Below are 14,224 nucleotides of genomic sequence, written 5' to 3'. Positions count from 1 at the left end.
AGCAAGTGGCGTCCCCTAGGGGATTCGAACCCCTGTTACCGCCGTGAAAGGGCGGTGTCCTGGGCCTCTAGACGAAGGGGACACTGAAGTCTCAATCGCAAGACGCCTTGCTATTTACTTTTCATCAGACAATCTGTGTGAGCACTACAAAGGTCGGTTCTTTAAGGTAAGGAGGTGATCCAACCGCAGGTTCCCCTACGGTTACCTTGTTACGACTTCACCCCAGTCATGAATCACAAAGTGGTAAGCGCCCTCCCGAAGGTTAAGCTACCTACTTCTTTTGCAACCCACTCCCATGGTGTGACGGGCGGTGTGTACAAGGCCCGGGAACGTATTCACCGTGGCATTCTGATCCACGATTACTAGCGATTCCGACTTCATGGAGTCGAGTTGCAGACTCCAATCCGGACTACGACATACTTTATGAGGTCCGCTTGCTCTCGCGAGGTCGCTTCTCTTTGTATATGCCATTGTAGCACGTGTGTAGCCCTACTCGTAAGGGCCATGATGACTTGACGTCATCCCCACCTTCCTCCAGTTTATCACTGGCAGTCTCCTTTGAGTTCCCGACCGAATCGCTGGCAACAAAGGATAAGGGTTGCGCTCGTTGCGGGACTTAACCCAACATTTCACAACACGAGCTGACGACAGCCATGCAGCACCTGTCTCACGGTTCCCGAAGGCACCAAGGCATCTCTGCCAAGTTCCGTGGATGTCAAGAGTAGGTAAGGTTCTTCGCGTTGCATCGAATTAAACCACATGCTCCACCGCTTGTGCGGGCCCCCGTCAATTCATTTGAGTTTTAACCTTGCGGCCGTACTCCCCAGGCGGTCGACTTAACGCGTTAGCTCCGGAAGCCACGCCTCAAGGGCACAACCTCCAAGTCGACATCGTTTACGGCGTGGACTACCAGGGTATCTAATCCTGTTTGCTCCCCACGCTTTCGCACCTGAGCGTCAGTCTTTGTCCAGGGGGCCGCCTTCGCCACCGGTATTCCTCCAGATCTCTACGCATTTCACCGCTACACCTGGAATTCTACCCCCCTCTACAAGACTCTAGCCTGCCAGTTTCGGATGCAGTTCCCAGGTTGAGCCCGGGGATTTCACATCCGACTTGACAGACCGCCTGCGTGCGCTTTACGCCCAGTAATTCCGATTAACGCTTGCACCCTCCGTATTACCGCGGCTGCTGGCACGGAGTTAGCCGGTGCTTCTTCTGCGAGTAACGTCAATTGCTGCGGTTATTAACCACAACACCTTCCTCCTCGCTGAAAGTACTTTACAACCCGAAGGCCTTCTTCATACACGCGGCATGGCTGCATCAGGCTTGCGCCCATTGTGCAATATTCCCCACTGCTGCCTCCCGTAGGAGTCTGGACCGTGTCTCAGTTCCAGTGTGGCTGGTCATCCTCTCAGACCAGCTAGGGATCGTCGCCTAGGTGAGCCGTTACCCCACCTACTAGCTAATCCCATCTGGGCACATCCGATGGCAAGAGGCCCGAAGGTCCCCCTCTTTGGTCTTGCGACATTATGCGGTATTAGCTACCGTTTCCAGTAGTTATCCCCCTCCATCGGGCAGTTTCCCAGACATTACTCACCCGTCCGCCACTCGTCACCCAAGGAGCAAGCTCCTCTGTGCTACCGTTCGACTTGCATGTGTTAGGCCTGCCGCCAGCGTTCAATCTGAGCCATGATCAAACTCTTCAATTTAAGTTTGATGCTCGTGAATTAAACTTCGTAATGAATTACGTGTTCACTCAGAGACTTGGTATTCATTTTTCGTCTTGCGACGTTAAGAATCCGTATCTTCGAGTGCCCACACAGATTGTCTGATAAATTGTTAAAGAGCAGTGCCGCTTCGCTTTTTCTCAGCGGCGCGGGGTGTGCATATTACGCCATCCCGCTACAGAGTCAAGCGTTTATTTTCGCTTTTCTCCGCTGACCCGGCGGTTTGTAATCCGTTGTTCCGTGTCAGTGGAGGCGCATTATAGGGAGTTATTTCAGGCTGACAAGTTAAAAATACAAAAAACTTATCAAGCGACTACTTTTCAACCATTACATTGATTTTTGCTTTGTTTTTAAACAAAAACGAGCCCCGCAGGGCTCGTTTATTGTCGTTTTGTGACTTACTGCACTGCCACAATGCGATCGTCATTCACTTCCAGCCGAATCGTTTTGCCAGGAATCAGCTCACCAGACAGAATTTGCTGCGCCAGCGGGTTTTCGATCTGTTGCTGGATAGCACGTTTGAGTGGACGTGCGCCATACACCGGATCGTAACCATTCGCACTCAGCAGTTTAAGCGCCTCGTCAGAGATATGGATTTCATAGCCACGCTCTTCCAGACGTTTGTACAGACGTTGCAGTTGGATCTGTGCAATAGAAGCAATGTGCTGCTCACCCAACGGATGGAATACAACAACTTCATCTATACGGTTGATGAATTCCGGGCGGAAATTATGGCTCACGACGCCCAGGACCATATCCTTCATGTGGCCGTAGTCCAGCTCACCGAAGCGTTCCTGAATCAGATCGGACCCCAGGTTCGAGGTCATGATGACAACCGTATTACGGAAGTCGACCGTTCTCCCCTGCCCGTCAGTCAGACGACCATCATCAAGCACCTGCAACAGAATATTGAACACATCCGGGTGCGCTTTCTCCACTTCATCCAGCAGGATGACAGAGTAAGGACGACGACGTACCGCTTCTGTCAGATATCCACCTTCCTCATAGCCGACATATCCCGGAGGCGCCCCGACCAGACGAGACACCGAGTGTTTCTCCATAAACTCGGACATATCGATACGCACCATGGCATCATCACTGTCGAACATAAAGTTTGCCAGCGCTTTGCACAGTTCAGTTTTACCGACACCGGTTGGGCCGAGGAACAAGAACGAACCAATCGGGCGATTCGGATCGGACAAGCCAGCACGGCTACGACGGATGGCGTTAGAAACGGCTTCCACCGCTTCGTTCTGGCCAATCACGCGGCTGTGCAACTGCTGCTCCATACGCAACAGTTTTTCCCGTTCGCCTTCCAGCATGCGAGCAACCGGGATCCCGGTCCAGCGCGCCAGCACTTCTGCAATTTCTGCATCCGTGACTTTATTACGCAGCAGACGCATGGTTTTTCCTTCAGACTGGGTGGCTGCTTCCAGCTGTTTTTCCAGTTCAGGAATTTTGCCGTACTGCAGTTCAGACATCCGCGCCAGGTCGCCGACACGACGCGCCTGTTCGATGGCGATTTTCGCCTGCTCCAGCTCAGCCTTGATAGTTTGCGTTCCCGAAAGGGATGCTTTTTCAGCTTTCCACTCTTCTTCTAATTCAGAATACTGGCGCTCTTTATCGTCCAGCTCTTCGTTGAGCATATCGAGACGTTTTTTACTCGCCTCATCAGACTCTTTCATTAATGCCTGCTGTTCCAGTTTGAGCTGGATAATACGGCGGTCGAGTCTGTCGAGTTCCTCCGGCTTGGAGTCAATCTGCATACGAATGCTGGATGCCGCCTCATCGATAAGGTCGATAGCTTTGTCCGGCAACTGACGATCGGCAATATAGCGGTGAGACAGCGTAGCTGCCGCAACAATCGCCGGGTCAGTGATCTGCACATGGTGGTGCAGCTCATAACGTTCTTTCAGGCCACGCAGAATCGCGATGGTGTCTTCTACTGAAGGTTCGGCTACAAATACTTTCTGGAAACGACGTTCCAGTGCCGCATCTTTTTCGATGTACTGGCGATATTCATCAAGCGTTGTTGCGCCTACACAGTGCAGTTCCCCGCGTGCCAGCGCAGGTTTCAGCATGTTCCCGGCGTCCATTGCGCCATCGGCTTTACCCGCCCCAACCATGGTATGCAGCTCATCAATAAACAGGATGACATTGCCTTCCTGTTTCGAGAGATCGTTCAGCACGCCTTTTAAGCGTTCTTCAAACTCACCACGATATTTGGCCCCAGCCACCAGCGCGCCCATATCCAGCGCCAGCACACGGCGACCTTTTAAGCCTTCCGGCACTTCACCATTGATAATTCGTTGGGCCAGCCCTTCAACGATGGCCGTTTTACCAACACCTGGTTCGCCGATTAACACCGGGTTATTTTTAGTACGACGCTGCAGTACCTGAATGGTACGGCGAATTTCTTCATCACGCCCGATAACCGGATCGAGTTTGCCCTGCTCGGCACGTTCGGTCAGGTCGACGGTATATTTTTTCAAGGCCTGACGTTGGTCTTCTGCCCCCTGGTCATTCACGCTTTCACCTCCACGCATTTGTTCAATTGCCTGAGTGATATTCGCGGTCGTCGCACCTGCTGATTTTAGTAAATCGGTCAGCGTACCGCGTGACTCAAGCGCCGCCAGTACGAACAGTTCTGACGAAATAAAGTTGTCCCCACGTTTTTGCGCCAGCTTGTCGCAAAGATTCAGTACACGCACCAGATCCTGAGAAGGTTGCACATCACCGCCGGTACCTTCTACCTGCGGCAACCGGCTCAACGCCTGGTCAATGGCTGTACGTAACTGGCCAGCATTAATGCCAGCAGACGTTAATAAAGGACGTACCGATCCCCCTTCCTGATTCAGCAAGGCGCTCATTAGATGAAGTGGTTCGATGAATTGATTGTCGTGCCCCAATGCGAGTGACTGGGCATCGGCAAGAGCAAGCTGGAATTTATTAGTAAGACGATCCAGACGCATAACTCCTCCCATAACAGGTCAAAATTGCTACTGGAGATTAAATGAGGTCATCCCTCAATTATTCAAGGTGAATGACCTGAATTATGTGAAAAGAAAATTACACGTACCGGATCGTCTTGATTCTTTAGGTTATATCAGCCAAATAAAACTTGCCATACGACCCGTGGTATTGTCGCGACGATAAGAGAAGAACGTCTCACTTTCGCTGAAGGTGCAACGGTCGCCACCGTAGATGTTCTCTACTCCGATATTTGCCAGACGCTGACGCGCAAGCTGGTAAATATTCGCCAGATATTTATCACCATGCGGTACAAATGCGAGGTCCGCTTGCGGATCTTTCGCCATGAACGCTGCGCGAACTTCTGCTCCCACTTCAAACGCGTTCGGGCCAATCGCCGGGCCTAGCCAGGCAATAATGTTTTCAGGTTTGTCGGCAAAACACGCCACCGTCTCTTCCAGCACGCCTGCGCATAATCCGCGCCAACCCGCATGTGCCGCCGCGACTTCCGTTCCAGCGCGATTGCAAAACAGCACCGGCAGACAGTCGGCCGTCATCACTGCACACACGGTGCCCGGCGTATTGCTGTAAGAAGCATCCGCACGTTTGGAGGCATAAGGCTCGCCGGTCAGTTTCAGGACATCCTTACCGTGGACCTGCTCCAGCCAGACTGGCTTTGACGGCAGATTGCCCGCAGCAAACAGCCGCTTGCGGTTCTCTTCAACATGCTCCGGGTTGTCGCCGCAATGGGCGCCCAGATTCAGCGAATCATAAGGCGGCATGCTAACACCGCCAATACGGGTAGAACTACACGCCACAACACCTTGCGGTATCGGCCACTGCGGGACAATTAGCTTACTCATAGCCAGGCAATATCATCCTTATGTTCTTCGAAATCAGCGCGCATCACTTCAATCAATTGCACCATATCTTGTGGAATCGGTGCGTACCATTCCATTTCGATACCTGAAATTGGGTGATATAAACGCAGCATAGTCGCGTGAAGCGCCTGACGATCGAACTTACGCAGAACGGAGATAAATTCGTCAGAAGCGCCTTTCGGTGGACGCGGACGACCGCCGTAGACCTGATCGCCCACCAGCGGATGGGTGATATGCGCCATGTGCACGCGGATCTGGTGCGTACGTCCGGTTTCCAGACGCAGCCGCAGACGCGTGTGCACACGGAAGTGTTCCATAATGCGATAGTGCGTCACCGCCGGTTTCCCCATCGGGTGTACCGCCATGTGCGTACGCTTGGTCGGGTGGCGGCTAATCGGTTCCTCAACGGTTCCGCCTGCCGTCATATGACCAATCGCCACGGCTTCGTACTCACGGGTAATTTCACGCAGCTGCAGCGACTCCACCAGACGCGTTTGCGCCGGAACGGTTTTTGCCACCACCATTAATCCGGTCGTGTCTTTATCCAGACGGTGCACGATACCAGCACGTGGAACATCCGCGATTGGCGGGTAGTAATGCAGTAATGCATTCAATACCGTGCCATCAGGATTACCGGCCCCCGGATGCACTACGAGGTCACGGGGTTTGTTGATGACAAGAATATCGTCATCTTCATAAACGATATCCAGTGGGATATCCTGAGGTTCAAAACGAACCTCTTCATCAATTTCTGCAGTGATGGAGACGCGCTCTCCACCCAACACTTTTTCTTTCGGTTTATCGCAAAGATTGCCATTTACCAGTACGCGCTGGTCAAGGATCCATTCTTTTATGCGCGATCGCGAATAATCAGGGAACAATTCGGCCAAAGCCTGATCTAAGCGTTGACCGAGCTGATTTTCGGAGACTGTTGCGGTGAGTTCTACTCGTTGTGCCATAAACTGCTTCTTCGTTTAACGTTGGGTTTTACGGCTTTGCCGTTTAATATAGTGTGCTATTGTAGCTGGTCTTAACCGGGAGCAGGAACAGAGAATCTCCCGTAAAACATTTTGAGGAAAGTCAAAACGTCATGACGCGCATGAAATATCTGGTGGCAGCAGCCACGTTGAGCCTGTTTTTGGCGGGTTGCTCTGGTTCAAAGGAAGAGGTGCCCGATAATCCGCCAAATGAAATCTACGCGACTGCTCAGCAAAAGCTGCAGGACGGTAACTGGAAACAGGCAATAACGCAATTAGAAGCGTTGGATAACCGTTATCCATTTGGACCGTATTCTCAGCAGGTGCAATTAGATCTCATCTACGCCTACTACAAAAACGCCGATCTGCCACTTGCTCAGGCTGCCATCGATCGTTTTATTCGTCTTAACCCGACACACCCTAACATTGATTATGTCATGTATATGCGTGGCCTGACCAATATGGCGTTGGATGATAGCGCACTGCAAGGATTCTTTGGTGTTGATCGCAGCGATCGCGATCCGCAACATGCCCGAGCTGCGTTTAATGACTTTTCCAAACTGGTACGTGGCTATCCGAACAGCCAGTACACCACTGACGCCACCAAACGTCTGGTATTCCTGAAAGACCGTCTGGCGAAGTATGAATATTCCGTTGTGGAATACTACACTGCCCGCGGTGCATGGGTTGCCGTGGTAAACCGTGTAGAAGGCATGCTGCGCGACTTCCCGGATACCCAGGCAACACGCAATGCCCTGCCGTTGATGGAAAATGCTTATCGCCAGATGCAGATGAATGCGCAGGCAGAAAAAGTAGCGAAAATCATTGCCGCCAACAGCAGCAATACCTGATTTATCTCAGAATGCAAACGGCAGCCCAAAGGCTGCCGTTTTTTTATCCGTAAACACCACAACTGAAGCGGTTTAGCCGCAACGCATCTCATCAAATATGGCCTGCTTTCAGGTATTCCTCAAGTAAAAAATCGCTTGTTCCTGCGGTGCCTCACAAAAAGGTTTTCTTGACAAAAAGCGACAAAAAAATGTGATTAACATCACACATTTTGACATTAGGAACGGTATGCTGGAATCACCAAGACGGGAAAGACAAGAGGTAAAATTTATGACAATGAACATTACCAGTAAACAAATGGAAATTACTCCGGCAATTCGCCAGCATGTCGCAGACCGTCTCGCCAAACTCGAAAAATGGCAAACTCATCTGATTAATCCACATATCATTCTGTCTAAGGAGCCGCAGGGTTTCATTGCTGATGCCACCATCAATACACCGAACGGACATCTGGTCGCCAGCGCAAAACACGAGGATATGTACACCGCAATTAACGATTTGATCAACAAGCTGGAACGGCAGCTCAATAAAGTGCAGCACAAAGGCGAAGCCCGTCGTGCAACAACTTCAGTCAAAGACGCCAACTTCGTCGAAGCAGAAGAAGAGTAGTCCCTTACATTGAGTGTATCGCCAACGCGCCTCCGGGCGCGTTTTTTGTTGACAGGGTGAAAACAGTACGGGTACTTTACTGACGTAGCCAAAGGAAAATTACATGAAACTTGTCCCGTTCTTCTTCGCATTCTTTTTTACCTTCCCCTGAATGGGAGGCGTTTCGTCGTGTGATAAAGAATGCGAAGACGAACAATAAGGCCTCCCACAACGGGGGGCCTTTTTTATTGATAACAAGAAAGGCAACACTATGACATCGGAAAACCCATTGCTGGCGCTGCGCGATAAGATCAGCACGCTGGATGAAAAATTACTGGCCCTGCTGGCTGAGCGACGTGGACTGGCCGTAGAAGTTGGCAAAGCTAAGCTCCTTTCACATCGTCCAGTTCGTGATATCGACCGTGAGCGCGATCTGTTGGACCGACTGATTCAGCTTGGCAAAGCACATCATCTTGATGCTCACTACATCACTCGCCTGTTCCAGCTCATAATCGAAGACTCCGTCCTGACTCAGCAGGCACTGCTCCAGCAGCATCTGAACAAAATTAACCCGCACTCAGCACGCGTTGCTTTCCTTGGGCCAAAAGGGTCATATTCTCATCTTGCCGCACGCCAGTATGCTGCCCGCCATTTTGAACAATTTATAGAAAGCGGCTGCGCGAAATTTGCCGATATCTTTAATCAGGTCGAAACCGGACAAGCTGACTACGCAGTGGTTCCGATTGAAAACACCAGTTCCGGTGGGATTAACGACGTTTACGACCTGCTACAGCACACCAGCCTGTCTATCGTTGGCGAGATGACTATCACGATTGACCACTGCCTACTGGTGTCCGGCACGACAGATCTCGAGACCATTGAAACGGTATATAGCCATCCGCAGCCATTCCAGCAGTGCAGCAAATTCCTGAGTCGTTACCCACACTGGAAGATTGAGTACACCGAAAGCACCTCGGCGGCGATGGAAAAAGTTGCGCAGGCTAACTCACCGCGCGTGGCGGCTCTGGGAAGCGAAGCCGGAGGCGTACTATACGGTTTGCAGGTTCTTGAGCATATCGAAGCTAATCAGACGCAAAACATCACCCGCTTCGTGGTACTGGCGCGCAAGGCAATCAATGTTTCCGATCAGGTGCCAGCAAAAACCACGTTGCTGATGGCGACAGGACAACAAGCCGGTGCGCTGGTAGAAGCTCTGCTGGTACTGCGCAACCATAATCTGATTATGACTAAACTGGAGTCACGCCCGATTCACGGCAATCCCTGGGAGGAAATGTTTTATCTTGATATCCAGGCCAACCTGGAATCACCCCAGATGCAAAAAGCATTGAAGGAGTTAGGTGAGATTACGCGCTCGATGAAAGTACTTGGCTGCTATCCAAGTGAGAATGTGGTGCCGGTCGATCCAAGCTAACGTTTGACAATGCCGGATGGCGCTACGCTTATCCGGCATTCTATTTAGCCGATCCTTGTATGACTGATACAACGCATCAGCGTTGCCATCAAGCATCGTATTTATTGGCGACTATCGTTAGCCTGGCGCAACAAAGTACGGCTTTCGTTCTGGAAGCGTTTCGCATAATCACCAAACCAGTGCTCCACCTTACGGAAGCTGTCGATGAACGCTTGCTTATCGCCCTGCTCCAGTAAACCGATCGCCTCACCAAAACGTTGGTAGTAGCGTTTGATCAGCGCAAGGTTACTCTCAGACGACATAATGATATCGGCATAGAGCTGCGGATCCTGGGCAAACAGACGTCCGACCATAGCCAGTTCAAGGCGATAAATCGGCGAAGAGAGTGCCAGTAACTGCTCCAGTTGAACATTCTCTTCCGCTAAATGCAGACCGTAAGCAAAGGTCGCAAAGTGACGCAATGCCTGAATAAATGCCATGTTCTGGTCGTGTTCAACAGCACTGATCCGATGCAGTCGCGCACCCCACACCTGAATCTGTTCCAGAAACCACTGATAAGCTTCCGGCTGACGTCCGTCACACCAGACGACGACCTGCTTTGCCAGACTGCCGCTGTCCGGGCCAAACATAGGGTGTAATCCCACCACCGGGCCGTCGTGCGCCGCCAGCATCGCCTGCAAAGGACCATTTTTCACCGAAGCCAGATCCACCAGGATGCAGTCGGACGGCAGACGCGGTAATTTGGCGATCACCTGCTCAGTGACATGGATCGGCACGCTGACGATCACCATGCCAGCATCAGAGACGATCTCCGGCGCACGATCCCAGTCCTGCTGTTCCAGGATCCGTACCTGATAACCTGACAGGGTGAGCATTTTTTCGAACAGACGTCCCATCTGACCGCCGCCGCCGACAATCACCACCGGTCGCAGAGAAGGACAAAGCGTTTTAAATCCTTTGTCGTTCTCACTGGAGTAAGACTCGCGCATAACCCGGCGCAGCACATCTTCAATCAGGTCCGGCGGCACGCCAAGGGCTTCCGCTTCCGCCCGGCGGGAGGCCAGCATAGAGGCTTCCCGTTCCGGCACGTAGATAGGCAGCCCAAAGCGGCTTTTTACTTCACCGACTTCGGCCACCAGCTCCAGGCGACGTGCCAGTAAACCCAGCAGCGCCTTGTCGACTTCATCAATTTGATCGCGTAATGCGGTCAATTCAGCAACCATAACCAACCTCTTATGCTACACGCGCCGACAGCTGGCCGTTTAAATCCTGGCTAATTTCACGCAGTAGCGCATCCGTCATTTCCCAGCTAATGCAGGCATCAGTTACAGACACGCCGTATTTCATTTCGCTACGCGGCTGTTCAGAAGACTGGTTGCCTTCGTGAATATTACTTTCAATCATCAAGCCAATGATCGAGCGATTGCCATCTTTGATTTGTGCAATCACGGATTCAGCCACGGCAGGCTGGCGGCGGTAATCTTTATTGGAGTTACCATGACTGCAATCTACCATCAGAGAAGGTCGTAGTCCCGCCTGCTCCATCTCTTTTTCGCACTGGGCGACATCTGCCGGGCTGTAGTTCGGCGCTTTACCACCGCGCAGGATCACGTGACCGTCCGGGTTACCCTGAGTTTGCAGCAGTGCAACCTGTCCAGCCTGGTTAATACCAACAAAGCGGTGCGACTGTGCCGCCGCGCGCATCGCGTTAATGGCGGTCGCCAGGCTACCGTCAGTACCGTTCTTAAAGCCGACCGGCATCGAAAGACCGGAAGCCATTTCGCGGTGAGTCTGCGATTCCGTGGTACGCGCACCGATTGCAGACCAGCTAAACAGATCGCCCAGGTATTGCGGGCTATTGGGATCCAGCGCTTCAGTTGCCAGCGGTAGTCCCATATTCACCAGTTCAAGCAGCAGCTGACGCGCAATTTTCAGGCCGGCTTCAACATCAAAAGAGCCATCCATATGAGGATCGTTAATTAACCCTTTCCAGCCGACGGTGGTACGGGGTTTTTCAAAATAGACACGCATCACCAGGTAGAGGCTATCGCTGACCTCTGCGGCAAGGGCTTTAAACCGACGAGCGTACTCAATAGCCATTTCAGGATCGTGAATGGAACACGGGCCACATACCACCAGCAGGCGCGGATCGCGACCAGAGATAATATCTGAAATGGTTTTACGCGACTGGGAGATTTGCGCTTCTTGCGCCTGGCTCAGCGGGAATTCAGCTTTCAGCTGCTCCGGAGTCATCAGAACCTGTTCGTCGGTAATATGTACGTTGTTCAGCGCGTCTTTTTGCATGGTGGTGATCCTGTTTAGCTCGTTTGCGATAGTTGGTCCTCAGCGAGGAGGTGATAACGATAACACAACAGGTAAAGATTTCAATCCACAAACCGTAAATTTTAATTTACAACACACACTTTAATGACAGAGCACGCCCTCCATTGCGTACATTAAAATTTACACCATCCGGTATTGAGATCCACTATGCTTAAAAAAACGAGGGAGTACAGGCAATGAAGCAACTCATCAGCACTCTATTTCTATTACTTCTTAGCGGATGTCAGATAGATCCTTATACCCACGCCCCCACATGGACGGGAACCGCCTGGTACGACGCCGGAATACAAGATGCCATTTCGGGGTATGCCGTTAAAGATAATGAAACTCTTGCCGACAACTACAATGACCCCGAAGTCGATCGTACGGAATATCTTAAGGGTTATGCCGAGGGACAACGTAAAATCTGCCAGCCGGATTTTGTTTACGCCAGAGGTTTGACCGGGAAAACCTTTCCCTCAAGTTGTGATACGGTCGAAAATATTGACCAGTTACACAGTGCCTGGCAAAAAGGAGCAAACGAAGGTGCCACCTCAATAAGATTAAATTAAACAATAGCTTATATTTTATAAATTACTAACATTTAACTTAAATCACTAATAGCTTTCCACCTGGCATAATGACGGCTTAGGAAAATAATGTTATTTTGTCCTAAATAATCTTGAATGTATTTCGACGTTTTACGGCAAACGCTGGTAGGTAACTATTCATGAGCTATTCTTACCGACTCATACTTCTACTGGCACTGCTCCTGACCGGATTACCGCTGTACGCCCAAAGCGTTACGGAAGAAGCAAAATCTGTACGCGCTATGGTTTCCGGCATCGTTAGTTATACGCGCTGGCCTGCACTGTCCGGGCCCCCCAAACTGTGTATTTTCTCTTCATCGCGTTTTTCCAGTGTCCTGGGAGATACCAGTGCCGGAGCATTACCCTATCTTCCCGTCATCATTCGTACGGAACAAGAAATATTAGTTTCGCAGTGTGACGGTTTTTATTTTGGAAAAGAATCCCCTACTTATCAGGTGGAATTAAAGAATAAATATCCGTCTAAGGCATTGCTATTAATTGCCGAACAGAACCCCGAATGCGTTATTGGCAGCGCCTTTTGCCTCATAATTAAAGATGAAGATGTGAGATTTTCCGTAAATATGGATTCCCTTTCACGCAGTGGCGTAAGGGTCAGTCCGGACGTATTAATGCTTGCACGGAATCAGAAGCATGGATAAGGGCCATTCTCCCATAACACGCCCGACGTTTAAGCGGACATTACGGCGTATCAGCATAATCAGCGTTCTGGTAACTATGACGCTGATCTGGCTGCTGCTCAGCATTTCTTCGGTGCTGGCATTGAGACAGTATGCGCAAAAGAACCTGGATCTGACCGCTGCAACCATGACCCGCACGCTTGAAGCAGCATTAGTTTTTTCTGATGGCGTCGCAGCAACTGAAACGCTGGCAGCACTAGGCCAGCAGGGGCAATTTTCCGTTGCAGAAGTTCGTAATAAAAACCAGAAGGTGATCGCCACCTGGCGCTATAACGCGCAGGATACCACTGAAAAAATCAGCGGACTTATCAGCCACTGGCTGTTCCCACAACCGGTCACTCAACCTATTTTGCATAATGGCAACGTCATCGGCGAAGTGCGATTGACTGCGCGCGATAGTGTTATCAGCCATTTCATCTATTTGTCGCTGGCCGTCCTTACCGGGTGCATTCTGTTGGCCTCTGGCATTGCATTAATGCTCACTCGTTATTTACATAATGGCGTCGTGGAAGCCCTGCAAAATATAACCGAGGTGGTACATGATGTTCGTACCAACCGTAACTTTTCACGGCGCGTTTCAGAAGAGCGCATTGAAGAGTTTCACCTTTTTGCCCAGGATTTTAATAGTCTTCTGGACGAGATGGAGGAGTGGCAACTTAAACTGCAGGCAAAGAACGCCCAGCTTTTGCGTACGGCGCTACACGATCCGCTGACCGGCCTGGCGAATCGCGCCGCATTTCGCAGCAGCATTAACGCCCTGATGAATGACCATGCCGCCCACAGCAGCTCCGCACTGTTATTCCTTGATGGTGATAATTTTAAATTTATTAATGATACCTGGGGCCACGCAGCGGGGGATCGGGTCCTGATTGAAGTTGCAAACAGGCTGGCCGAGTTTGGTGGTAATCGACATCACCCCTACAGACTTGGCGGCGATGAGTTCGCTATGGTGCTGTACAGCGTTCACTCTGAATACGAAGTTCAGCGGATCTGCGCGGCACTGTCACACGAGTTTAACCGACCTTTTGACCTGCATAACGGTCATCAGGCAAGCATGACACTCAGCATTGGTTTTGCGCTGACGTGGGAACATGCCTCTGCCGAGAAATTACAAGAACTTGCCGATAAAAATATGTATCAGGCCAAAAATTTGCGTTCTGAACGCATTATTAAAAAATAAGGACTTACAC

At 50.9% G+C, this 14,224-nt stretch carries 12 protein-coding genes, 1 tRNA gene, 1 rRNA gene and 1 other annotated feature; of the genes, 7 read left to right on the top strand and 7 right to left on the bottom strand.

Features of this window, described 5'->3' with window-relative positions:
- Positions 1-6: 6 nt before the first annotated feature.
- From HV237_RS06560 to rluD, 5 genes are all read right to left on the bottom strand, one after another.
- A tRNA-Glu gene (locus tag HV237_RS06560) sits at positions 7-82 on the bottom strand.
- 85 nt (positions 83-167) lie between these two features.
- Positions 168-1,709, bottom strand: a 16S ribosomal RNA gene (locus tag HV237_RS06555).
- Between the two features lie 416 nt (positions 1,710-2,125).
- Entirely contained in the window at positions 2,126-4,699 is a 2,574-nt protein-coding gene (gene clpB / locus HV237_RS06550) for an ATP-dependent chaperone ClpB (protein WP_016154061.1), read from the bottom strand.
- Positions 4,700-4,828: 129 nt separating this feature from the next.
- Entirely contained in the window at positions 4,829-5,560 is a 732-nt protein-coding gene (gene yfiH, locus HV237_RS06545; RefSeq protein WP_016154062.1) for a purine nucleoside phosphorylase YfiH, read from the bottom strand.
- Positions 5,557-6,537 (bottom strand): 23S rRNA pseudouridine(1911/1915/1917) synthase RluD, encoded by a 981-nt coding sequence (gene rluD, locus HV237_RS06540; protein WP_046275988.1) that lies wholly within the window; start codon positions 6,535-6,537, stop codon positions 5,557-5,559. Before rluD ends, yfiH begins: the two co-directional genes overlap by 4 nt.
- A 131-nt stretch (positions 6,538-6,668) precedes the next feature.
- Here rluD and bamD point away from each other — a divergent pair, with 131 nt between their 5' ends.
- The 4 genes from bamD (at position 6,669) to pheA (ending at position 9,424) form a co-directional block, all read left to right on the top strand.
- Complete coding sequence (bamD, locus tag HV237_RS06535; protein WP_016154064.1) at positions 6,669-7,406, top strand: outer membrane protein assembly factor BamD; 738 nt, start codon at positions 6,669-6,671, stop codon at positions 7,404-7,406.
- A gap of 268 nt (positions 7,407-7,674) precedes the next feature.
- The gene (gene raiA, locus HV237_RS06530; protein WP_003031244.1) at positions 7,675-8,013 is read left to right on the top strand and encodes a ribosome-associated translation inhibitor RaiA; all 339 of its coding nucleotides are present in this window, start codon (positions 7,675-7,677) and stop codon (positions 8,011-8,013) included.
- 102 nt (positions 8,014-8,115) lie between these two features.
- Positions 8,116-8,241, top strand: a sequence feature (Phe leader region).
- A complete protein-coding gene (gene pheL, locus HV237_RS06525; RefSeq protein WP_100250063.1) occupies positions 8,117-8,164 on the top strand; it encodes a pheA operon leader peptide PheL in 48 nt (15 codons plus the stop codon). (Overlaps the previous feature by 48 nt.)
- A gap of 22 nt (positions 8,242-8,263) precedes the next feature.
- A complete protein-coding gene (pheA, locus tag HV237_RS06520; RefSeq protein ID WP_016154065.1) occupies positions 8,264-9,424 on the top strand; it encodes a bifunctional chorismate mutase/prephenate dehydratase in 1,161 nt (386 codons plus the stop codon).
- Positions 9,425-9,525: 101 nt separating this feature from the next.
- Here pheA and tyrA read toward each other — a convergent pair whose 3' ends face one another.
- The gene (tyrA, locus tag HV237_RS06515; protein WP_016154066.1) at positions 9,526-10,647 is read right to left on the bottom strand and encodes a bifunctional chorismate mutase/prephenate dehydrogenase; all 1,122 of its coding nucleotides are present in this window, start codon (positions 10,645-10,647) and stop codon (positions 9,526-9,528) included.
- A 10-nt stretch (positions 10,648-10,657) separates the two neighbouring features.
- Positions 10,658-11,728 carry a 3-deoxy-7-phosphoheptulonate synthase AroF gene (gene aroF, locus HV237_RS06510; RefSeq protein ID WP_016154067.1) on the bottom strand — a complete coding sequence of 357 codons (1,071 nt, stop codon included), beginning with the start codon at positions 11,726-11,728 and terminating at the stop codon, positions 10,658-10,660.
- Between the two features lie 215 nt (positions 11,729-11,943).
- Between aroF and HV237_RS06505 the strand changes: the two genes are divergently transcribed.
- The 3 genes from HV237_RS06505 to dgcN all read left to right on the top strand — a co-directional run bounded on the left by HV237_RS06505 (position 11,944) and on the right by dgcN (position 14,214).
- Entirely contained in the window at positions 11,944-12,318 is a 375-nt protein-coding gene (locus HV237_RS06505; RefSeq protein WP_047358987.1) for a DUF2799 domain-containing protein, read from the top strand.
- A gap of 158 nt (positions 12,319-12,476) precedes the next feature.
- Positions 12,477-12,995 carry a YfiR family protein gene (locus HV237_RS06500; RefSeq protein WP_016157185.1) on the top strand — a complete coding sequence of 173 codons (519 nt, stop codon included), beginning with the start codon at positions 12,477-12,479 and terminating at the stop codon, positions 12,993-12,995.
- Positions 12,988-14,214 (top strand): diguanylate cyclase DgcN, encoded by a 1,227-nt coding sequence (gene dgcN, locus HV237_RS06495; RefSeq protein ID WP_016157186.1) that lies wholly within the window; start codon positions 12,988-12,990, stop codon positions 14,212-14,214. Before HV237_RS06500 ends, dgcN begins: the two co-directional genes overlap by 8 nt.
- Positions 14,215-14,224: the final 10 nt, after the last annotated feature.

Origin of the sequence: Citrobacter sp. RHBSTW-00570 (assembly GCF_013739755.1) — a bacterium.
Lineage (GTDB): Bacteria > Pseudomonadota > Gammaproteobacteria > Enterobacterales > Enterobacteriaceae > Citrobacter > Citrobacter braakii.
The sequence above is the reverse complement of the archived record's forward strand: the minus strand, read 5'-3'. Positions and strand labels throughout refer to the sequence as shown.